This is a genomic window from Vibrio sp. 10N.261.52.C11 (genome assembly GCF_041471405.1).
Taxonomy (GTDB): domain Bacteria; phylum Pseudomonadota; class Gammaproteobacteria; order Enterobacterales; family Vibrionaceae; genus Vibrio; species Vibrio crassostreae_C.
Map to the genome: position 1 here is coordinate 32,249 of NZ_JBFROI010000016.1, position 21,735 is coordinate 53,983.

Consider the following 21,735-nt stretch of genomic DNA (forward strand, 5'->3'; position numbering starts at 1 on the left):
TGCTCAACCTCATTTTGTTTTCGTTATAAAAGCATTTCCTTAATAACAGAATCTTTACATTTAATAGCACCATTGCAGTGCTATTATCTTTCGCTCTTTTTACCTATGGCGTTGTTCTAATGAAACCAGTACTTTTTGCTTTCCCTTTAGCCCTCACGATGCTGATGCCCTCAATAGCCTCAGCCAAAGAAACTTGTACGGTAGAACAATTTCAAGCTATCGACATTCAGCCAGATACAAAGGGGGGCGTGATAGATAAAGAAAGTGGGCAATTTCTCATTACAGAGAAACCACCGATGCGCTGCGCCAATATTACGTTCACAACATCTACAACACGAAACCGTATCGCAAGCCAAATGAACAACAATTTTGAAGCAAACTTTTACGACAACCAAACGGGAAGTTCTCACTCGGTGACGTTTGATGAAGATGAAGTAAAGGCAGGTTACATTCGAATAGGCCCGAATAAGCCAGCGGAAGCGTATGTTTGTTTTGTTACCTCGGAAACACCGATAAAAGATATTACGTGCGATGTGAATTGATCATTGAGTTGCTTGAAGAAAAAAACAGGGCTAAGGGAAAGGTCCGTTTTCCGCATAGCCCTATTTTGCTGCTTACTCGGTTATTTAAAGTATGTCAGTGCTCGCTTCAGAGTATCGAGCAATAATTGGATTTTGTAGTGCATTAGGATCGCCCGGCGACCACATTCCACGCTTCATGCCTTTTACAATAAGATGTATTACCGCAGCATCAATCGCTGACATCACAGCGATATTAACGGGTTCATTTTGGCTGTAGCCCATTTCAACTTCTAATAGTTCTTTGTAATCAACAAATCGAAATGCGCCGAACCCAATCTCGTGTGAAGAGATAGTTTTAGTGGTGGTGACACTCAATAGAACTTGCCCGGTTCTAACGTCAACCGCTCTTAAATTCACAGTGACTTGATCCGTTCTATATTGTCCAGAACCACCGATCCCAAGATACTTAGCACCCGCACCGCCTGTCACGATATTCGAGTCATAAGCCACAATCCCGCCTTCGATGACGATGTTAGCGGAACTCAAAGACGACAAGTCTGCCCCATGATTATTTACGACCTTATCTTTTTTCTGAGCCGCTCGAATGATCTTACGTTCAGTCAATAAGTTTTGGAGCCCTTCACGCTCCAGAGGTACAAACCACTGAGAGTCGATAAGTGCTGTCGTCAATAAAGACGTCCCACCCTGTGGCACTGCTGTGGAAAAGTTACTGTTTGGCTGAGGCTTGTATTGGCCTGTTTGATCTCTAAAGTCATAAACTGAGACCAATATTTTGCCGCGAGGCTGAGGTAATGAGATGAGATCGGTATAAGTCGATCCTCTCGGCATCAGTTTTGGCGTTTCAGAAGTCTCTGGAATTTGCATAGAGTAAGTGCACCCTCCCAACACAAAGGTCAAGAAGACGATAATGATCGATTTCATAACACAATCCTTGTGATTAGAGGTCTGGGTTTAGTCCCGAAACACTGATTTCTGTTGATTCCCCTGTCGCTTTATCGACGATTTGAACGAGTAAGGTCCCGGAGTCGTCAACAATATTGAGGAAAAAGTCATCTGTTTCTAGCTGCCCTGTATTTCCATTACCCACGTCAGCAAGCAATTGGCTAATTAAACGGGACTCTAAACTCGAAGCTAGGCGATCTAACGCAGACTCTTGTTCATCAAAAATATCCCTAGCATTAGGGTCTTCAAAATCATTGATGGCACTAGCGTGATTAAAAAGGTGAGAGCTGTTTAAAGCATTTCCGCCAAAACTTGGGTTTACGGGCGTGTAAACTAACTCGCTTGAGTAAACCGAAGGCGAAACTATCAGCGCAATGAGCGCGGCCTTTCTGAAAAATATCGACATCCTTGGCTCCTTAAAATTCATCATGGTCTAGATCGTAAGTGTCCTGAAAGATCCGTTCCGCTTGCCATCGGATGATGTAATTCCCAACCACTCGTGTTGCATCGGCAGCGCGTTCTTTCGCTTGTCTACGACCAGGGGACAACGCCGTACGGAAGATCGGTTTTCTAGAGTGTTGAACCTCTATGATGCTTCCTGATAACGCCGTTGGCCTTTCTTTTACCGTCAAATTTTCCTTAAGGTCGGGATAACTATCATTGAGCGATTGCGAGAAGAAAAAATAGAAATCCTCTCCCAACCGCGTAATGGTTCTGTCCACAATGATTCCATCGACTTCACTGAAGTCATTGAATTTTTCCTTAAGATTATTTGTCGAGTCCTCAAGTTTTTGTCCATTTTCTAAAGGAGCAGCATTTTCAAGACCATGACTCTTTTCTTCTGCATGAAGAGCAAAGGAAAGCAGAGTTATTGTAAGCAGCTTGATTTTCATATGTGCTCCCATTCAAAGTCTATTTACAAAATGAGAATGTGATTCGTTGAAACTGAATAAAGCGTAATTCATGCTTACAGTGGCATATATAAACTTTCGAATTAATTACTGAAGGGAATTGATTAACTAAGGTTGGTAGGATTCGGTCAAATACTAATTAAATTTCATATGAACAACTAAATATTTTCAACTTTAAGTTTATAGCTGTTCGTAAATTCAAGGCCTAGGATTTCGATAAGACAAAGGTTCACTCATTCCCTACGCAGTTTATTTTCGTAGGGATCATAATCACGAACACTTTAAGGTAAAGATGATGGTAATTGGGAAAGCATCACTTATCAGCTTAACTTGTTTATATTTTTTATCAGGAGGTTTTAATAATGCTATCGCGTCAGATATAGAAGGGGATTTTTTACATAATGTTAATCAAGATATAGTCAATGATTATAATTATTTAGAAAGCTTCTCTTCTGGAGATTTAGATAATTATTCAGAATTAAATATATCTAATGCTACTGATTCAATAGCAATAATAAAGCAACGCAGTCCTGGTATTACCGCGAACAACAGAGCGAAGATAACGCAAAGCGGAAGTTCTAACTCCGCATACATTGGTCAAACAGGGCGCAATAATACCGCCTTAATAGACCAGAATGGTTCAAATAACGATGCCGCAATTGGGCAACTCGGAGTAAATTCTGAAGCGCTTATTTCCCAAGACGGGAATAACAATTTAGCAGTTATCGGACAAGCTAACTTCTCAAGACAGAGTAGTCAGCTGAGCATTGACCAAAAAGGCAATGGCAATACTGCTTATTTGGTTGGTTCTGGAAGAAGTAATTTAGGAATTTCTCAAGACGGCAACGACTTTGCTTTAGTGAAAGCGTCTAGCTCAATGAGAATTCACATCAATCAAGCCAATTAGCGCGCAGTATGGAAAGCTTGATTCACCGTTGCTTCTCGATGAAGTAACAACATAGTCGACATGGAAATGTATAAGGATACAACTTATGAAAGTTACACAAATTGGAATTATAGTCGGTGCTATTCTGGGCTTTAATGCAGCATACGCAGATAATTTACCTGCTCCTTTTCCAGCCTCTGAGCCAGCGTTGGGGACAATAGAGGGAACAACCGATCTTGGCATATCATCGACAGTAGCCGGTATTCAACCTTTAGCGATGGATAATACTGCCGTTTGGCAAATGGGTAGTGGCGCTAATGCCAATGTCACCATTAACCAGAACACGTCTGGTGTTACTGATGGGCATGTTGCACTAGTTGACACACATGCTAGCTATAACTCTGACGTAGTGGTTCAACAAGATGGCAATCTCAATGAAGCTCACGTTAAGTTACGCTATGTAAACAACAACGCCTGGGTTGATCAAGATGGTGTTAGTAACCAAGCCCAAATTACAGTTCAACCTTATGGTCGAAGCAATGATTTACGAGTTACACAAGTGGGTAACGAGAACATCTCTGTCGTCAATGCTCTAGGTGGTGCTGACTACAATGAAGCTGATGTGAATGTCTCTGGTAACTCCAATACAACCTATACCGAGTTTAGTAACGCGAGTGTTGATAATAATGATGTAGACATCGATATCAGCGGCGATAATAACTATGTTCAAACGATAGTCAACACCGATGTTGGTGGTGGCGACGATAACTATGTCGATATCGATCTCGTGAGCAGTAGCGATAACCGAGTATTCACGTTACAAACAGGATCTCATTCAGATGCCATTGTTAGCTTAACAAACAGCAGTTCAAACCAATTTATGATTGAACAAACCTCTTATGATACTGCTCTCGTTTCAGGTAATGGCGCAAGTGGTAATGTCGGTATAATTTATCAGAATTAATATGATAAATAGTGCATATATTAAAACGGCGTTGATCGCCGTTTTATTTATTTCTTTCCATTTTAATGGATTTTCTTCTGATTTAAATTCAGTACAGTGCCTGATAAAAAATAAAAGTCTTATTCTGACCATAAATAACAGTGTGGCATCTTCATTAACGTTGAGTACGAACACCAACTCTAATTTCAACCAGAATACGAATAGTGGTATTACAACGTTGATTATTAATATAAATCAGTTTCCTGCCACTATAAAACTTCACCCAAACAAGGGGATCTGGAAAATTCATAAAGACTGTACAATCAATAAAATAAAACCATAAATCTCGGTAATTCCCTCTTTCTACTTAAGTATTATTTTACCTTCGACAATACTATTAAATTAATTTCATAAATTTGATGAATAATTAGCTTTAAAAATTAGCAAAATAACAATACGTGCTTTAAACTAAAACACCTAAAGTTCAAGTAATGAGTTAAGAAAAGGAGTTCCACATGGCTAAACTGGAGGCTCATAACACCATTTTACTTGCGGAGAACAATTTACAATCGATACTACTAAAAGAGTCTATAGAACAGAAAGTTAACCTGAACATAAAACTCATATCACCGGAAAGGCTCAGTGCTAAATCCCTAAAAAACGATGACTTAGTTCTGATTATTATTGATTTCCCGACAATGAGTAAGCAATACATTGAGAAATACCAGGAGCTCAGAGATGACGTAGCAAGTGATGTCCATGAAGTGCTACTCAATACACCAGGCGATTTCCCGCACTCTGAAATGCTTAAATGGCAGTATCTTGTCGGCATTTTTTATACGTCGGACACGCTTGAAAAGCTCGTGGCCGGCTTTAACTGCATTTTGCAAGGCGAGATGTGGATGAGTAGAAAGCTCATTTACCAGTACATTAGCTTCTACAGAGAGAGGCAGTGCGCGAAAACCAGTCCTTATTACCTCAAACTGACCAAACGCGAGCAGCAGATCATTAAGTTACTCGGTGATGGAGCATCTAACACTCAGATAGCAGATACCCTCTATGTCAGTGAGAATACGGTCAAAGCACACCTTCACAACACGTTTAAAAAAATCAAGGTGAAGAATCGCTTACAAGCTTTGATCTGGGTTAAGAACAACGTTGCGACAAATGAGTTTGTCCAATAGACCTAACTCTCTGCCCTCAACCATAAACAGTCAATGCAGTTAGAATGTAGAAATCCCAAATACAAAAAAGCCGTAGCATTTCTGCTACGGCTTTTTCTAATGTGGTCGGTGAAGAGGGATTCGAACCCCCGACCCTCTGGTCCCAAACCAGATGCGCTACCAAGCTGCGCTATTCACCGAGATATCTAACTGGCTCATTGCCTGTCGATGGAGCGTATAATACGGGTTCTGAATTTATCCGCAAGGGCTTTTTCTCATATTTATTGCGATTTTGAATCGTTCGAACAAAAGACATACAACAACGAGCATGATGTGACGAAAAACACACAGTTACCAACAAGTATTTAACTTATGAAACAGGATTGATCCAGATCAGTGAATTGATAATGCTTGTTAATACACTAAGCCATGTCATATAACTTTGAGGTATACACATGGACTTTTGGCTAGATCTCCTATTTGGTAATGCGGTGGGACTATCTTCAATGATAGTAATCTTCGGGGCTCTGGGTCTCATGATGTTTTATGGAGGCTTCTTCATATACAAAGTTATGACTGAAAAATCTCCTCACTAGAATCGCTCTGCCTAAATCATTTACTTTTAAGTATTCTTTTACTTTATAAGTAAATGTCAAAACGCTTTGCACCGGAGCAGACTTATTGTCTTCTCCGGTTTTTTCATTTTTAAACCTAACCTCAACTTAGGTATACTTACCCTATCCTTCTCCAACTTGAGATACACACTATGTCTCATGATGATGACTTAGATCTATTCCAAGAAATGATGGGCGATGTTAAACGTATCGACCATGACACCGCTGAACACCAGAAAGTACACCGAGTCACCGAATCTCACCTTGCTAAGCGTGAAGCCGCTATGTGGCTGTCTGACGACGAGAAAGACTACTTATCATTAGACTATTCGCCAATGATCAAGCCAGACGATGTTGTTGCTTATAAAAAAGACGGTGTACAAGAAGGCGTATACAAAAAGCTGCGCCTAGGAAAATACCCTATTCAAGCCAAGCTCGACCTTCATAGGAAAACACTGAAAGACGCACGTAACGAAGTGCTTTCATTTTTGCGTCAGTGTTTAAGAATGGATGTTCGTACCGTCATCATTGTTCATGGTAAGGGTGAGCGTTCGAATCCACCTGCAATGATGAAAAGCTACGTGGCAAATTGGCTAACACAAATCAACGACGTTCAATGTGTTCATTCTGCTCAGCAATTTCATGGTGGTACGGGCGCAGTCTACGTAATGCTCAGAAAGAGTAATGAGAAAAAGCTAGAGAACAGAGAGCGCCATCAAAAACGCACCAGTTAATAGGTTGAGATAGATAAATGGACTAGTAACGATTTTGCATCAAGATCGATATTTCGTGCCTAGACTCACACCAAGTGCTAAAATTACCTCAGTTAACGAATTTCAACTCAAAGCAACTATCCAAAGGTTGCTTTTTGTTTATCTACATTTCCGTTGTGAAACGCTAAGAGAATATCATGTCACAAGAATCCCAAGCTAAACGCCTTAATAAATACATCAGTGAAACTGGTTTTTGCTCACGCCGCGAAGCCGATAAACTGATTGATGCAGGCCGAGTTACTATTAACGGTAAGATCCCTGAAATGGGTACTAAAGTCTTGCCAGGTGATGATGTTGAGATCGACAATAAGCCTGTTCGCTCAAAAGAGAAGCCGATTTACATTGCTCTCAATAAACCAACAGGTATCACCTGTACGACTGAGCGTGATATTCCTGGCAACATCGTCGACTTTATTGGCCACCACAAGCGCATTTTCCCGATTGGTCGTCTAGATAAGCCTTCTGATGGCCTTATCTTCCTAACCAATGACGGCGACATCGTAAACAAGATCCTACGTGCAGGTAACAACCACGAGAAAGAATACGTGGTGCGTGTAGATAAGCCGATTACGACGGAATTCTTGAAGCAAATGGGCGCTGGCGTTCACATTCTCGATACAGTCACTTTGCCATGTAAAGTAGAGAAAGAGACTAAGTTCTCATTCCGAATTACGCTAACACAAGGCCTTAACCGCCAAATTCGCCGTATGTGTGAAGCGCTCGGTTATGAAGTATTTAAACTGCGTCGTGTTCGTATTATGAATATCTCACTAGACGGTATTCCTAACGGCAAATGGCGCTACCTGAGCGACGAAGAGATCACTGAAATTTTAGCGATGTGTGAAGGCTCAGTAAGTACGGAAGATGCGTCAAAAATGAACGCGAAAGGTCAACGCATTCGCAAAGCGACTGACGCGAAACTTTTTGATAGCCGTGAAGAGAACCAAGCTTCAACAGCGCGCCGTAATCAAAACGAGAACCGTACACGCACCTACCGCGGTAACAATGCGGATGAATTCCGTCATGCACCTAATTCAAAGCGTGGCCGCAATTCATCGAATGGTGAAAGCGGTGGTAATACCGAGAACTGGAAATCGAACTCTCGTTCAGAGCGTTCTAATTCAGATAGAAATCGTTCGGATCGCAATCGCACAGATCGCGATAATACCGATCGTAGAAGCGGGAAGCCGGCAAACCGCAGCCAAGATTCAAACAGACCGAACAAACCTGCACCAAAGCGTGTTGGTGGTACTTTAGGTCTGAAGAAGTAGTCTGAATCAGTAAGACGAGACTCTCGATATAAAAACGCCCGCTAGATTAGTCTAGCGGGCGTTTTTGTTGGTCATTCGATAGTTTTATCATCATGACGACGACAATCTATAAACATAAATCAGCAAACTGGCCGCGAGTCAGAAATGTTAAGTCTTTTGGGTCTAATTCAATCTCTAGCCCACGCTTACCTGCACTCACACATATCGTTTCAAAATCTGTCGCACTGGAATGAACGAAGGTAGGCAGTGCTTTCTTCTGACCAAGCGGACTAATGCCACCAACAACATAACCCGTGGTTTTCTGAGCAATATCTGGATCAGCCATCTCTGCTTTTTTGCCTTTCGCCGCTTTTGCTGCCAGCTTTAGGTTTAGCTTCTGTTCGACAGGAATAACGGCGACTGCCAAATCTTTCGCCACACCATTCAAGCAGAACAACAGCGTTTTGAATACACGTTTGGGATCTTGACCAAGCGCTTCAACGGCTTCTAAACCATAGTTCGTATTATTGGCATCATGATGGTACTGATGCACGCTATGAGCGATTTTCTTTTTCTTGGCGAGATTGATTGCTGGGGTCATAACAAATCCAAACGATAGATAAACAAAAAGCGACGCCGAGGCGTCGCTTTAGTTAAATTTATCATGGTGCTAGAGTCAATCTAATTTAGCACCTATTGATACAATTGCTTAGATTCAATTACTTGTAAACCATTTGGCCTGAAGGCGCGTACTTGTTCACGTCAACCGGGCTGTTTGCTTCTAGGTACTCTTTCAGTACTTCAGCATCAACAAAACCAGTATTTACGTAACCTGGGTGATCAGACAGTTTAGGGTAACCGTCACCACCAGCAGCGTTAAAGCTTGGTACTGTGAAACGGTAAGTTTCGTCTAGACGAAGCTGTTTGCCACCGATGAATACATTCGATACTTCACCGTTCGCTACTGTCATAGAGATACCAGCAAACTGAGCGTAAGCACCAGAATCGATTGGTTTAGTCGCTACTACATTTAGGTAATCCAGAACTTCTTTACCCGTCATGTCTGTGTAAGTCAGGATGTTTGCAAAAGGCTGTACCTTCAGTACATCTTTGTAAGTAACATTACCGGCTTCAATTGAGTCACGAACGCCACCAGAGTTCATCACAGCGAAGTCTGCTTTTGCACGCTCCATGTGAGAAGTCGCAATCAAACGACCTAGGTTGGTCTGTTGGAAACGAACGACGTTACGATCGCCTTCAAGCTTGCCATTTGTCTCAGCGATTTGAACTTCTAGCTGTGCCTGACCTTGCTCTTGGAAAGGACGTAGGAATTCAAGTAGCTCTGGGTCTTGTGCGATTTCATCTTGAATAAGAACACGTTGCTTCTTACCGTCGATCTTAACTTTCTTCTTAAGGTTAACTGGAATCAGGTCGTAGCTCACCATCTCTAGCTCGCCATTACGGAATTCGTAATCAGCACGACCTACGTACTTGCCCCACTCGTGAGCTTGAACGATGTAAGTACCGTTCTGTACGTCAGGCTTACACTCATCACCCGGCTTGAAGTTTTTCTTCGCAACGTTAGGGCCTTCCATACATACAGGCTCTTGAGAGTGACCACCAACGATCATGTCTAGATCGCCTTCGTTTAGGTAACGAGCAAGTGCGACATCACCCGGAGCATTAACACCACGTTGGCCATTTTCGTAGTGACCCATATGAGTCACAGCAAAGATTAGATCCGGTTTTTCTGTTTCTTTAAGTTCAGCGATTAGCTTCTTCGCTTCTTCTTTAGGATCACGGAAGTCGATGCCTGCGATAAATTCAGGGTTACCAATCTTTTGGGTATCTTCAGTTGTTAAACCAATAACCGCAATCTTGATGCCTTGCTTTTCGAACATCTCGTAAGCTTGGAACTTACGTTCACCTGTCGCTTTATCGTAGATGTTTGCAGATAGCATTGGGAAGTTAGCCCAGTCGATCTGCTTTTGTAATACGTCTAAAGAGTTATCAAACTCGTGGTTACCCAATGCCATGGCATCGTAACCAATTTTGTTCATACCTTTAAAATCAGGTTCTGCGTCCTGAAGGTCTGACTCTGGAACACCCGTGTTGATGTCACCGCCAGATAGAAGCAACACGCTACCGCCTTCTGCTTCAACTTCTGAACGAAGTTGGTCAACTAGCGTTTTACGTGCAGACATGCCGTATTCGCCATATTTATTCTGCCAGAAACGACCATGGTTATCGTTTGTGTGAAGAATCGTTAGCTTGTAAGTTTCGTCTTGGTTCCAATCATGAGCTGATTGAGACGCACACCCAGCTAGAGTAGCTAGAATTGCAGCACTTAGTGCTGTCTTTAGAATAAGGCGTTGCTTCATTGTCATACCTTTGAACTTTTTAGGGAATCCACTGCTTTTTATAATCTATTGCGACCCCTTTCCTGGAGTTCGAACAATAAGACTTCAACATGACTAATCTTAAATTAACATTCTAGATGTAACACGACGATTTCATATTTATGTCGAATTGGTCACACATAGGTCAACAGTTAAGTGTAACAAAATTATGAGATTACACTCAAACTTCCCCTGCATCACAAGCAATCGTTTACTTACAAAGTGTGATGAATGTCAGTAATTTACTGCAAACAGGACTGACCTCACACTCATATAAGAGTTTCTTAGGTAATAACCCGCCACGTTAACAACTCTTTAAATGAACGGTTTATGTTCGGCTGATTTTACGAGATAAAAAAAACCCAATTCAGAGAACTGGGCTTTCTTAGATCAACTTTGTTAAATAACGTTTCCGTTACTTCACATCCATCTCAATTATTTAATATCAATATGCTCAAAGCCTTTGATAAGGTCATCAAGTGCTTTCATCTGCTTCAAGAACGGCTCTAGTTTGTCTAGAGGTAGCGCAGATGGGCCATCACAACGAGCTTGGTCTGGGTTTGGGTGAGCTTCAATGAACAGACCCGCAATACCCGTAGCAAGACCCGCTTTAGCAAGTTCAACCGTTTGCTCACGACGACCGCCAGATGCAGCACCTGATGGGTCACGCATTTGTAGAGAGTGCGTCACGTCGAAGATGATTGGGCTACCGTTTGAAGACTTCTTCATTACGCCAAAGCCAAGCATATCCACAACAAGGTTATCGTAACCCATGCAAGCGCCACGCTCACAAAGGATGATGTTGTCATTACCGCACTCAGCGAACTTATCAACGATGTTGCCAACTTGATTCGGGCTCATGAACTGAGGCTTCTTCACGTTGATTACCGCGCCAGTCTTAGCCATTGCTTCAACAAGATCAGTTTGACGAGCTAGGAATGCAGGTAGTTGGATTACATCAACCACATCCGCAACAGGCTGAGCTTGAGCTTCTGTGTGGATATCAGTAATGATCTTCACGCCGAAAGTATCTTTCAGCTCTTGGAAGATTTTAAGACCTTCTTCCATTCCTGGACCACGGTATGAATGAACTGAGCTGCGGTTCGCTTTATCAAAAGACGCCTTAAATACGTAAGGGATGCCTAGCTTTTCGGTTACTTTTACATAGTGCTCACAGATCTGCATAGCAAGATCGCGAGATTCAAGAACGTTCATGCCTGCAAATAGCGTAAATGGCTTGTCGTTTGCAATTGGCATATCGCCAATGTGAACTGTTTTTTGTTCCATCATATTCTCTTTAAGTAATTATTAATTAGTGAACTACCACTGTCTTTTCGTTCATGACGTTCACTTGAGATTTCAGTAACTCAGATGCAGGGTCATCTGGGCATTGGTCGATAAAATATTGATAATCGGTTGCGGCTACTTGGTGACAGTCTAGCTGCTGATAGATAAAACCGCGGTCACGGATTTCATATGGGTCATCAGGTACAAACGTCAAAGCAAGGTCAGTACACTTCAATGCAAGCGTATAACGCTCTTCTCGCAGCAGTGCACTCTTGAGCAGGGCTAACCACTTACCAATAATTGTTGGGTGGTCGGCGACTTCTAGGTGCTCAGGTTTCACCTTAGCTAATGGGCCGTCATGTCCAATTAACCATGCTCGCAGCGTTTGTTCGCCAACATACTCACCGTTATAAGGGTTAATATAGGCTGCAGCTTGCCCGTACCAACTTACTTTAAGTAAGAATTGAGTCGGGAAAGAGACGCCCTCTACAGGAAAGCCTAGCTTGCGACCTAGAAAAAGAAAGATCGCCCCCAGACTCACTGGAATGCCTTTCTTTCTCTCAAGCACTTTATCGATGAACGCGTTTTCCGAAGAGAAATACGCATCTTTATCGCCAGCAAAACCCCATTCATAAAAGAATAGTCGAATAAAAGATTCAAACTTCTGCTGTTCATCGGTTTCATTAACCAAAGCAAACTCGGCGTCTTTTAACAATCTCGCCAGCTCTTGCTCTGCCCAACTGTCTTGAGTTTCTGGGTTAATCGCTTTATTTAAGATCAATGCACCTTCAGCTAACTCTAGCTGGTCAAAGTCTTCATCAAAAAATTCGTACATAGATAGTTAACCGAAAAATGTTGGTGTCTTGGTCATTGCGATTTTGCCTGCCATCGCTAACCAGCCAAGCGCACCAAAGAAAGAGAATACTCTCAGTAGCTTGTTTTTACCTAGCTTAAGCGCAAAGAAACCTAATGCGATGTAAGCCATAACACAAGTTAGTTTTTCGGTTAACCATGGTGCTGCTGGTGTAAATGGAATAAAGCCAGTGATGAAAATCAAACCAATACCCGATAGCAATAGCAACGAGTCATTGATATGAGGGAAACGCTGCAAGAAAGGATGCTTAAGCTTAGGTGAGTTAGCCATCATAAGAGCGAAACGAATCGAGAGAAGTAGCGCACTTATAGCAATCGTTAATAGGTGAAAATGTTTTAGACCTTCGTACATGGTATTCCTTTATATTTTTATATGTGCTTTCGTTAACACGAGCCTCACAATACCCGTTAATGCTCTGTATTTCTGCGTTAAATGCATTATCGGGTTAAATGTATTGTCGAGTTAAAGGTATCAATTTAGCAAGTTCATCATCCATTGCTCACAAGACGATTAACAATCACTAACTATGAACAGTAACGACCCAATGTCACTCGGTCATTACCACCGTAATCTTTCTCTGTGACAACATCGAGATAACCGAGCGCCTGCATAATCTCACGAACTGCCAAACCTTGGTCATAGCCGTGTTCAAATGCTAACCAACCTTCATTTTCCAAAAAGTCGCGTGCGTTTTCAGAAATGTATCGAATATCTGCAAGCCCTTTCTCTTCAGCAACCAGTGCTGTGATCGGCTCAAAACGCACATCGCCTTGAGATAAATGAGGATCATTCTTCTCAATGTATGGCGGGTTAGAAACAATCAGAGAGAACTTCACAGTTTCTTCAGAGCTCAAAGGCTCAAACCAACTGCCGTGCAAAAAAGTCGCATTGGTGATATTGAGACGTTGTGCATTCTCTGTAGCAAGCTGCTGTGCTTCAGGGCGAAGATCAATACCCGTTACCTGTCGATTCGGCATCTCAGACGCCAATGCTAACGCGATAGCACCTGTACCAGTCCCTAAATCGAGAATCGCGCCTTGCTTGCCGTACGTTTTATCCAAAGCTACCTCAACCAAACGCTCGGTATCTGGGCGTGGGATTAATGTAGAAGGGGAAACTTTTAACGGCAGTGACCAAAACTCACGCTCACCAATTATGTAAGCCACAGGCTCACCGGTTAAGCGACGTTTTAGAAGGGCATTGAATTCAGACTCTTGCTCTGAGGTGAGATGCTTCTCAGGCCAAGTCAGTAGGTAAGATCTTGGTTTATCTAAGGCGTGACAAAGCAGTACCGCGGCATCAATAGAGGGTGATGTGTTATCACCCTCTTGAAGCTTTACGATTGCTGCTTTTAAAGCACTTTCAACCGTATATGCTGACTGCATACTGGTTAGTTGTTCTCTGCAAGTGCAGCAAGCTGATCGGCTTGGTGCTCTTGAAGTACAGGATCAAGCAAGCTTTGCATGTCACCTTCAAGTACTTCGTTAAGACGGTAGATAGTAAGGTTGATACGGTGATCCGAAACACGACCTTGTGGGTAGTTGTACGTACGAATACGGTCACTACGGTCACCCGAACCTAGTAGGTTACGACGTGTATCAGAAACCGCTGCCGCGCGGCGCTCTTCTTCTGCTTGAACAATACGAGCAGCAAGAACAGCCATCGCTTTCGCTTTGTTTTTATGCTGAGAACGCTCGTCCTGACACTCTACTACTGTACCCGTTGGTAAGTGAGTAATACGGATTGCTGAATCCGTGGTGTTAACGTGCTGACCACCCGCGCCTGATGCACGGAAAGTATCAATTTTAAGGTCGCCCGCTTTGATTTCTGGAAGATCCGCTTCTGGGATCTCAGGCATAACCGCAACCGTACATGCTGACGTGTGAACACGGCCTTGAGATTCGGTTTCAGGTACACGTTGTACACGGTGACCGCCTGACTCAAACTTCATGGTGCCGTAAACAGCGTCGCCACTAACCTTAGCGATCATCTCTTTGTAGCCGCCTTGCTCAGAAGTATTGCTGCTCATGATTTCAACACGCCAACCTTTCTTCTCAGCAAACTTAGAGTACATACGGAACAGGTTGCCCGCGAAGATACCTGCTTCATCACCACCCGCACCTGCGCGGATTTCTAGGAAACAGTTACGCTCATCGTTTGGATCTTTTGGAATAAGAAGAATCTGTAGCTCATCAGTCAGACGCTCAATTGCTGCTTTCGCATCTTTGATTTCATCTTGAGCCATTTCACGCATTTCTGCGTCGTCTTCGTTTGCCATCTCTTCAGCAGCTTCTAGATCTTCTTTCGCTTGCTGGTATGACTGGAAGCAAGCTGTCACTTCTTCAAGTTGAGAGTATTCTTTCGAAAGTGCACGGAATTTGTCTTGATTCCCGATTACATCTGGATCACCAAGTAGATGTTGAACTTCTTCATAGCGTTCAACAAGTGTTTCAAGCTTTACTAGAATCGAGGCTTTCATAATGTCTTATCTTGTTGGAGGTCTAATATTATTGAGGGTTTTCTAAGCCCAAACTCTGTCTAATGACCATTAATTTTGCAGGTTCTCCTTGCTCAGCTGCACTTTGAAGTGCGCGCGTTGGAGCATGGATCAATTTGTTTGTGAGCTTATTGCTGAGCTCGAGTAAAACTTTTTCAGGGTCACCGCCAGCGGCAAGCGATTGTAAACTTTTACTTAATAATTCTTCGCGGATTTCGTTAGCCGATTTACGGTAATCTCGAATACTGTCTACCGCTTGTAAAGAGCGCATCCAACTCATGAACGCGGCACTTTCTTCACTGACGATCGCTTCAGCTTGAATCGCTTCAACTTTACGTTGTTCGATATTGCCATCAACAATCGACTGCAAATCATCAACCGAATAAAGGTAGGCATCATTTAGATCACCAACCTGTGATTCCACATCACGAGGCACTGCAATATCAACCAATAACATAGGTTGATGCTTTCTTGTTTTTAGAGCAGTCTCAACCATACCTTTACCAATAATTGGCAGCGGGCTTGCGGTTGAACTGATCACGATATCTGCTCTGTGCAGGTGATCCGGAATTTCATTTAAGCTGATCACTTCAGCACCAAACTCTTCGGCTAACCCTAAAGCACGCTCACGAGTTCGGTTAGCCACAATCATTTTAGTACAGCCATTTGCTGAAAGGTGCTTAGCCACAAGTTCAATCGTTTCACCAGCACCAACCAACAACACGGTTGAATCAGCAATCGACTCAAAAATATGCTTGGCTAAAGTACAAGCTGCGTAAGCCACAGACACCGCACTTCCGCCGATTTCTGTTTCCGTTCGAACGCGCTTCGCCACAGAAAATGATTTCTGGAACAGCTTTTCCATTGAAGCATCGACAGACTTACTACCACGAGAGTCTGTATAAGCTTGCTTAACCTGACCTAAGATTTGCGGCTCACCCAAAACCAAAGAGTCCAAACCACAAGCAACGCGCATTAAATGTTTAATGGCAGCCTGCTCTTCATGGATATAAAGACTTGGCTTTAGCTCTTCAGGGCTAACTTGGTGGAAAACCGACAACCAATCGATAAGCTTGTTTTTTGCTCCGCTTTTAACGTCACAATACACTTCAGTTCGGTTACAGGTAGAAAGTATGACACTTCCATTTACGTGTGCATTTGCGTTAAGTTGCTTGAGTGCCTCAGACAGTTTATCTGGACCAAAAGCGACTTTTTCTCGCAATTCAACCGACGCTGTATTGTGATTGATACCTACGGCAAGCAAAGACATGTATCAGAAGTTCTCGATCAGGGAATGGAAACAAGGGGCGAATTTTACTTGATGCATGGCTCTATTTAAAGAGCAAGCGGGATTTGTTTTCCTGACTTCGTGAATTCAATGCTATAGTTGAAGCGTTTTTTAGATGAATTTGAACAAGTTGTGAGCAAATATGGGCAAGCTTCGTAAAATCGCGTCTCTTATTTTTATTACCATAATCATGGTGGGTTGCTCGTCTATCCCGGAACAACCGACGAGTGTTGAATGGCAAACACACCAAAGCCGCCTATTACAGATAGAAAACTATCAAGCTTCAGGTAAGCTTGCCTACATCTCTCCCGAGCAGCGCCAAAGCCTCAATTTCGTTTGGAAGCACTCTCCAAATCAAAGCCAATTAAGACTCACTACTTTCCTTGGTCAAACCGCATTAAACCTGACCATTGATCCATCTGGCGCCAAAGTCGTCACTTATGATGACCAAGTATTTACCCACGCGAGCGCCTCTATTTTGGTTGAGCAGCTTACAGGCTTGAAGATCCCTGTTGATCATCTGCCACAATGGTTCCTTGGCATTCCAGACCAAGCGGATAGCTATCAGCTAAATACAACGAACACCCTTGAGTCACTAACCAAGCAAGTCAGCAACCAACTATGGACTCTGAGTTTTGCTAACTATCGCAATACAGAGATGCCGAGTACTCTGCAATCTGGTGAAGACAAAGTAAATGTGGAGACGATTCCGCTCCCTACTCGACTCTCTTTCAAGCAAGACCAAAACAAAATCAACATCGTAGTTTCGAAGTGGACACTGAAAAAATGATTACAACACCAACACACTGGCCTTCTCCAGCAAAGCTGAATCTATTTCTTTATATCACTGGCCGACGTGATAATGGTTACCACGAGCTTCAAACACTCTTTCAGTTCGTTGACTTTGGTGATGAACTGACGGTTACCGCAAACTCAGAAACGAGCTCGATAACCATCACGCCAGAAATACCTGGTGTAGCGCTTGAAGACAACCTAATTTGGAAAGCCGCTACTGCACTTCAACAGTACACCTCAACCTCTTTCGGTGCCGATATTGAGCTAAAGAAAGTGCTACCAATGGGTGGTGGTATTGGCGGAGGCTCTTCAAATGCTGCAACTGTGTTAGTGGCGCTTAATTACTTGTGGCAACTGAATCTTTCTGATGATCAACTTGCAGAGATCGGTTTGAAGCTTGGTGCTGACGTTCCTGTCTTCGTTCGAGGCCACGCCGCCTTTGCTGAAGGGGTTGGAGAACAATTGTCACCAGCTAATCCGGATGAAAAATGGTATCTAGTCGCCAAACCTCAAGTGAGCATAGCAACTGCAGACATATTCAAACATTCAGAATTAACTCGAAATACGCCAAAGCGAGCGCTAGCAACGCTTCTAGAGCAAGAATACGTAAACGATTGCGAAAAAATTGTGCGAATGCTGTACCCAGAGGTTGATAAGCAACTTTCATGGCTGCTACAATACGCGCCGTCGAGATTGACTGGCACTGGTTCGTGCGTTTTTGCTGAATTTAGCAGCAAAAAAGAAGCCGAATTGGTGTTGGAACAACTGCCTGACACAGTTTCCGCTTTTGTAGCGAAAGGACGAAACATTTCTCCTTTAAAAGAAACTTTGGCTGAATACCACTCAGCCCACCCACAATCTATTTAAAACTGGACGCAACCCGAGGTTTCCACCGTGCCTGATATGAAGCTATTTGCTGGTAACGCAACACCTGAACTAGCCCAACGTATTGCTGATCGTCTATACATCTCTCTTGGCGATGCTACTGTAGACCGTTTTTCTGATGGCGAAGTCGCTGTTCAAATCAATGAAAACGTTCGTGGTAGCGATGTATTCCTGATTCAATCAACTTGTGCACCAACCAATGACAACCTTATGGAATTGGTGGTAATGATTGACGCAATGCGCCGTGCTTCTGCTGGCCGTATTACTGCTGTAATCCCTTACTTCGGTTATGCCCGTCAAGATCGTCGTGTACGTTCTGCTCGTGTGCCAATTACTGCAAAAGTTGTTGCAGACTTCCTTTCTAACGTTGGCGTTGACCGCGTTCTTACTATCGACCTACACGCAGAGCAAATCCAAGGCTTCTTCGATGTACCTGTTGATAACATCTTCGGCACTCCAGTTCTTCTAGAAGACATGGCTAACCGTGGCCTAGAAAACCCAGTAGTGGTTTCTCCAGACCTTGGTGGTGTTGTACGTGCTCGTGCAACGGCTAAAGCGCTAGGTGATGTTGACATCGCTATCGTTGATAAGCGTCGTCCACGTGCTAACGTTTCTGAAGTAATGAACCTAATCGGTGATGTTGAAGGTCGTGACTGTGTTATCGTTGATGACATGATCGATACGGGTGGCACACTATGTAAAGCAGCTGAAGCGCTTAAAGAGCGCGGTGCTAAGCGTGTATTCGCTTACGCAACTCACGCTGTTTTCTCTGGTACTGCTGCGAACAACATCAAGAACTCTGTTCTAGACCAAGTTATCGTAACGGATTCTATCTCTCTATCTCCAGAGATGGCTGCGACGGGTAAAGTGACAACACTTAGCCTTTCTCGCATGCTTGCTGAAGCGATTCGTCGTATCAGCAACGAAGAATCAATCTCAGCGATGTTCAACTAATCAAAGCCCAATAGCTTTTTTTACAAAAGCTTGGTTTTAGAAACACGCGAGAGAAAGATATTAAGCACTTCAGTCAATGAAGTGCTTTTTTTATGTCTGAGTAATATTGCACTGCTAGTTATCACAAACAGGAATAATCGCGCAGCTATCAGCTAGCTCGCACCTTTTTCATAAACTGTGATATCATACGGCGCTTTTTGAAATCCCAAGAGAGATCCATACCTTGAGCCAACAAATAAAACTTCTCGTTGGACTGGCTAATCCAGGTCCAGAATACGCCAAAACTCGCCACAACGCGGGCGCTTGGGTAGTTGAAGAATTAGCGCGTGTACATAACGTGACACTAAAGAACGAACCAAAGTTCTTTGGCCTAACGGGTCGTATCATGGTTCACGGTGAAGATCTTCGTTTGCTGATCCCAACGACTTTTATGAACTTGTCAGGCAAAGCAGTTGCAGCCTTAGCAAAGTTCTACCAAATTAAACCAGAAGAGATCATGGTCGCTCACGATGAGTTAGATCTGCCTCCTGGTATTGGAAAGTTTAAAAAAGGTGGTGGTCATGGCGGACATAATGGTCTGAAAGACATCATCAGCAAGCAGGGTAACAATAAAGAATTCTATCGTCTTAGATTAGGCATCGGCCATCCAGGACACAAAGATAAAGTTGCAGGTTATGTATTAGGCAAAGCTCCTCAAAAAGAGCAAGAGTGTATCGAGGCCGTCGTTGACGAATCGGTTCGCAGCCTAGACATCTTATTAAAAGATGGCCTACCAAAAGCACAAAATCGCTTACATACGTTCAAAGCAGAATAAGGTTTATATCATGGGTTTTAAATGTGGCATCGTTGGTCTACCAAACGTTGGTAAGTCAACTCTGTTTAACGCACTGACTAAAGCAGGCATCGAAGCAGCAAACTTTCCATTTTGTACGATCGAACCAAACACAGGTATCGTTCCGGTTCCAGATCTACGCTTAGATGCATTAGCAAAAATTGTTAATCCACAGAAGATCCTTCCAACGACAATGGAATTCGTAGATATCGCGGGCCTAGTTGCTGGCGCATCTAAAGGTGAAGGTCTTGGTAACAAATTCCTAGCTAACATCCGTGAAACTGACGCTATCGGTCACGTTGTACGCTGCTTTGAAAATGAAAACATTGTTCACGTTGCTGGCAAAGTATCTCCAATTGAAGATATCGAAGTGATCAACCTAGAACTTGCACTGGCTGACTTAGACAGCTGTGAGCGTGCAATTCAACGTAACGCGAAGAAAGCGAAAGGCGGCGACAAAGACGCTAAATTCGAAATCACTGTACTAGAAAAGCTACTTCCAGTTCTAACTGAAGGTGGTATGGCACGTACTGTTGAACTTGGCAAAGAAGAAGCGGCAGCAATCGGCTACCTAAACTTCCTAACGCTTAAGCCAACAATGTACATCGCAAACGTTGCAGAAGATGGTTTTGAAAATAACCCATACCTAGACGCTGTTCGTGAATACGCAGAAAACGAAAACAACGTTGTTGTTGCTGTTTGTGCAGCAATCGAATCAGAGCTTTCTGAGCTTGATGACGAAGATCGCGAAGAGTTCCTTGCGGATATGGGTATCGAAGAACCAGGTCTTAACCGAGTGATCCGCTCTGGTTACGAACTACTGACTCTTCAGACTTACTTCACAGCTGGTGTTAAAGAAGTTCGTGCTTGGACAATCCCTGTAGGTGCAACTGCGCCACAAGCAGCGGGTAAGATCCACACAGACTTCGAGAAAGGTTTCATCCGTGCTGAAGTTGTTGGATTCGATCACTTCATCGAATTTAACGGTGAGAGCGGTGCGAAAGACGCAGGTAAATGGCGCCTTGAAGGTAAAGAATACATCGTTAAAGATGGTGACGTTGTTCACTTCCGCTTCAATGTATAATTCTGATTAAACATCTAGAAAAAAGGCCAGTGAATTCACTGGCCTTTTTGTTTTTCCCCTTTCTAAATTGTCCCTCACCAAAAACTTAACTTCCTATATATATCGCCTTTTAGACCTGTTTTTTGTCGACAAATACGCCTCTTTGCCTAAAAAGAAACCGAACAGATGTTTATTCGCGATTTATTCAAAAAAAAAGTTGACGGGTTTCACTCAACTCCGCATAATGCGCCCCGTTCACAGCGAAGCGGCAACGTTTCGAAATGAGCAACAATATGGAAATGGCTACTTAGCTCAGTTGGTTAGAGCACATCACTCATAATGATGGGGTCGCAGGTTCAAATCCCGCAGTAGCCACCATTTCCTAAGCACTCTATTTGATATTAAAGTTTGTCTTTAGTAACAAAGAGTTTTTAGGAAATAACGCGGTCGTGGCGGAATTGGTAGACGCACCAGATTTAGGTTCTGGCGCCGAGAGGTGTGAGAGTTCAAGTCTCTCCGACCGCACCATTATTTAGAATGTGTTTAAGATATCATTGTTGGGCTATCGCCAAGCGGTAAGGCACCGGCTTTTGATGCCGGCATTCCCTGGTTCGAATCCAGGTAGCCCAGCCACTATTTAAAGTGTAATTATCTTTAAAAAGATAATGGCATTGAAAGCAAGATTATATTATATTGTCTCGCTCTCAGATGGCTACTTAGCTCAGTTGGTTAGAGCACATCACTCATAATGATGGGGTCGCAGGTTCAAATCCCGCAGTAGCCACCATTCTTTCTTCGAGAAAGAAAAGACAACGTTGTATTGAATCACCAATATTC

The 21,735-nt window shown here is 43.1% G+C and carries 23 protein-coding genes and 5 tRNA genes; 16 read left to right on the top strand and 12 right to left on the bottom strand.

Annotated elements, in window-relative coordinates; genetic code table 11:
* Positions 1 to 119 precede the first annotated feature (119 nt).
* Positions 120 to 542, top strand: a complete 423-nt coding sequence (locus AB4323_RS06710) for a hypothetical protein (protein WP_017060540.1) — start codon at positions 120 to 122, stop codon at positions 540 to 542.
* An 84-nt stretch (positions 543 to 626) separates the two neighbouring features.
* Here the strand turns inward: AB4323_RS06710 and AB4323_RS06715 are convergent, their stop codons facing one another.
* From AB4323_RS06715 to AB4323_RS06725, 3 genes are read right to left on the bottom strand one after another with little or no spacing between them, the layout of a single operon-like run.
* On the bottom strand, positions 627 to 1,463 hold the full coding sequence (locus tag AB4323_RS06715) for a CsgG/HfaB family protein (RefSeq protein ID WP_172380391.1): 837 nt from the start codon (positions 1,461 to 1,463) through the stop codon (positions 627 to 629).
* Positions 1,464 to 1,479: 16 nt separating this feature from the next.
* On the bottom strand, positions 1,480 to 1,890 hold the full coding sequence (locus AB4323_RS06720) for a curli assembly protein CsgF (protein WP_372151983.1): 411 nt from the start codon (positions 1,888 to 1,890) through the stop codon (positions 1,480 to 1,482).
* Between the two features lie 10 nt (positions 1,891 to 1,900).
* A complete protein-coding gene (locus AB4323_RS06725) occupies positions 1,901 to 2,377 on the bottom strand; it encodes a curli production assembly/transport protein CsgE (protein WP_017064155.1) in 477 nt (158 codons plus the stop codon).
* Between the two features lie 313 nt (positions 2,378 to 2,690).
* Here AB4323_RS06725 and AB4323_RS06730 point away from each other — a divergent pair, with 313 nt between their 5' ends.
* From AB4323_RS06730 to AB4323_RS06740, 3 genes are all read left to right on the top strand, one after another.
* Complete coding sequence (locus AB4323_RS06730) at positions 2,691 to 3,302, top strand: hypothetical protein (RefSeq protein WP_017064156.1); 612 nt, start codon at positions 2,691 to 2,693, stop codon at positions 3,300 to 3,302.
* An 85-nt stretch (positions 3,303 to 3,387) separates the two neighbouring features.
* Positions 3,388 to 4,245, top strand: coding sequence for a curlin (locus tag AB4323_RS06735; RefSeq protein ID WP_136982952.1), 858 nt, complete (start codon positions 3,388 to 3,390; stop codon positions 4,243 to 4,245).
* A gap of 494 nt (positions 4,246 to 4,739) precedes the next feature.
* Positions 4,740 to 5,408, top strand: coding sequence for a LuxR C-terminal-related transcriptional regulator (locus AB4323_RS06740; protein WP_102321508.1), 669 nt, complete (start codon positions 4,740 to 4,742; stop codon positions 5,406 to 5,408).
* 102 nt (positions 5,409 to 5,510) lie between these two features.
* Here AB4323_RS06740 and AB4323_RS06745 read toward each other — a convergent pair.
* A tRNA-Pro gene (locus AB4323_RS06745) sits at positions 5,511 to 5,587 on the bottom strand.
* A gap of 255 nt (positions 5,588 to 5,842) precedes the next feature.
* On the opposite strand from AB4323_RS06745, the gene AB4323_RS06750 reads away from it, so the two are divergent.
* The 3 genes from AB4323_RS06750 (at position 5,843) to rluF (ending at position 8,045) form a co-directional block, all read left to right on the top strand.
* Complete coding sequence (locus AB4323_RS06750; RefSeq protein WP_017062321.1) at positions 5,843 to 5,983, top strand: DUF3149 domain-containing protein; 141 nt, start codon at positions 5,843 to 5,845, stop codon at positions 5,981 to 5,983.
* Between the two features lie 170 nt (positions 5,984 to 6,153).
* The gene (gene smrA, locus AB4323_RS06755) at positions 6,154 to 6,735 is read left to right on the top strand and encodes a DNA endonuclease SmrA (RefSeq protein ID WP_017062320.1); all 582 of its coding nucleotides are present in this window, start codon (positions 6,154 to 6,156) and stop codon (positions 6,733 to 6,735) included.
* Positions 6,736 to 6,911: 176 nt separating this feature from the next.
* Complete coding sequence (rluF, locus tag AB4323_RS06760; RefSeq protein WP_017064161.1) at positions 6,912 to 8,045, top strand: 23S rRNA pseudouridine(2604) synthase RluF; 1,134 nt, start codon at positions 6,912 to 6,914, stop codon at positions 8,043 to 8,045.
* 106 nt (positions 8,046 to 8,151) lie between these two features.
* Here the strand turns inward: rluF and ybaK are convergent, their stop codons facing one another.
* From ybaK to hemA, 8 genes are all read right to left on the bottom strand, one after another.
* On the bottom strand, positions 8,152 to 8,625 hold the full coding sequence (gene ybaK / locus AB4323_RS06765) for a Cys-tRNA(Pro) deacylase (RefSeq protein ID WP_372151985.1): 474 nt from the start codon (positions 8,623 to 8,625) through the stop codon (positions 8,152 to 8,154).
* 118 nt (positions 8,626 to 8,743) lie between these two features.
* Entirely contained in the window at positions 8,744 to 10,405 is a 1,662-nt protein-coding gene (ushA, locus tag AB4323_RS06770) for a bifunctional UDP-sugar hydrolase/5'-nucleotidase UshA (RefSeq protein ID WP_017064163.1), read from the bottom strand.
* A gap of 453 nt (positions 10,406 to 10,858) precedes the next feature.
* A complete protein-coding gene (gene kdsA / locus AB4323_RS06775) occupies positions 10,859 to 11,713 on the bottom strand; it encodes a 3-deoxy-8-phosphooctulonate synthase (protein WP_017069619.1) in 855 nt (284 codons plus the stop codon).
* A 22-nt stretch (positions 11,714 to 11,735) separates the two neighbouring features.
* Positions 11,736 to 12,545, bottom strand: a complete 810-nt coding sequence (locus AB4323_RS06780) for a SirB1 family protein (RefSeq protein WP_017064164.1) — start codon at positions 12,543 to 12,545, stop codon at positions 11,736 to 11,738.
* A 6-nt stretch (positions 12,546 to 12,551) separates the two neighbouring features.
* Positions 12,552 to 12,935, bottom strand: coding sequence for a SirB2 family protein (locus AB4323_RS06785; RefSeq protein ID WP_009848726.1), 384 nt, complete (start codon positions 12,933 to 12,935; stop codon positions 12,552 to 12,554).
* 173 nt (positions 12,936 to 13,108) lie between these two features.
* The gene (gene prmC / locus AB4323_RS06790) at positions 13,109 to 13,969 is read right to left on the bottom strand and encodes a peptide chain release factor N(5)-glutamine methyltransferase (RefSeq protein WP_372118433.1); all 861 of its coding nucleotides are present in this window, start codon (positions 13,967 to 13,969) and stop codon (positions 13,109 to 13,111) included.
* Between the two features lie 5 nt (positions 13,970 to 13,974).
* Positions 13,975 to 15,063, bottom strand: a complete 1,089-nt coding sequence (gene prfA, locus AB4323_RS06795) for a peptide chain release factor 1 (RefSeq protein WP_372118435.1) — start codon at positions 15,061 to 15,063, stop codon at positions 13,975 to 13,977.
* Positions 15,064 to 15,091: 28 nt separating this feature from the next.
* Positions 15,092 to 16,351, bottom strand: coding sequence for a glutamyl-tRNA reductase (hemA, locus tag AB4323_RS06800; protein ID WP_372104585.1), 1,260 nt, complete (start codon positions 16,349 to 16,351; stop codon positions 15,092 to 15,094).
* 160 nt (positions 16,352 to 16,511) lie between these two features.
* Here hemA and lolB point away from each other — a divergent pair, with 160 nt between their 5' ends.
* The 9 genes from lolB (at position 16,512) to AB4323_RS06845 (ending at position 21,685) form a co-directional block, all read left to right on the top strand.
* Positions 16,512 to 17,159: a lipoprotein insertase outer membrane protein LolB gene (gene lolB, locus AB4323_RS06805; RefSeq protein WP_061034148.1), complete on the top strand. Its 648-nt coding sequence runs from the start codon at positions 16,512 to 16,514 to the stop codon at positions 17,157 to 17,159.
* Positions 17,156 to 18,031 carry a 4-(cytidine 5'-diphospho)-2-C-methyl-D-erythritol kinase gene (gene ispE, locus AB4323_RS06810; protein ID WP_372151987.1) on the top strand — a complete coding sequence of 292 codons (876 nt, stop codon included), beginning with the start codon at positions 17,156 to 17,158 and terminating at the stop codon, positions 18,029 to 18,031. Before lolB ends, ispE begins: the two co-directional genes overlap by 4 nt.
* Before the next feature lie 27 nt (positions 18,032 to 18,058).
* On the top strand, positions 18,059 to 19,003 hold the full coding sequence (locus tag AB4323_RS06815) for a ribose-phosphate pyrophosphokinase (protein WP_004739814.1): 945 nt from the start codon (positions 18,059 to 18,061) through the stop codon (positions 19,001 to 19,003).
* Between the two features lie 223 nt (positions 19,004 to 19,226).
* Entirely contained in the window at positions 19,227 to 19,817 is a 591-nt protein-coding gene (gene pth / locus AB4323_RS06820; protein ID WP_004739815.1) for an aminoacyl-tRNA hydrolase, read from the top strand.
* 10 nt (positions 19,818 to 19,827) lie between these two features.
* Positions 19,828 to 20,919: a redox-regulated ATPase YchF gene (gene ychF / locus AB4323_RS06825; protein WP_010439159.1), complete on the top strand. Its 1,092-nt coding sequence runs from the start codon at positions 19,828 to 19,830 to the stop codon at positions 20,917 to 20,919.
* A gap of 280 nt (positions 20,920 to 21,199) precedes the next feature.
* Positions 21,200 to 21,276 (top strand) — tRNA-Met (locus AB4323_RS06830).
* A 65-nt stretch (positions 21,277 to 21,341) separates the two neighbouring features.
* Positions 21,342 to 21,426: transfer RNA gene (locus AB4323_RS06835), tRNA-Leu, on the top strand.
* A 30-nt stretch (positions 21,427 to 21,456) separates the two neighbouring features.
* Positions 21,457 to 21,531: transfer RNA gene (locus AB4323_RS06840), tRNA-Gln, on the top strand.
* 77 nt (positions 21,532 to 21,608) lie between these two features.
* A tRNA-Met gene (locus tag AB4323_RS06845) sits at positions 21,609 to 21,685 on the top strand.
* Positions 21,686 to 21,735 lie beyond the last annotated feature (50 nt).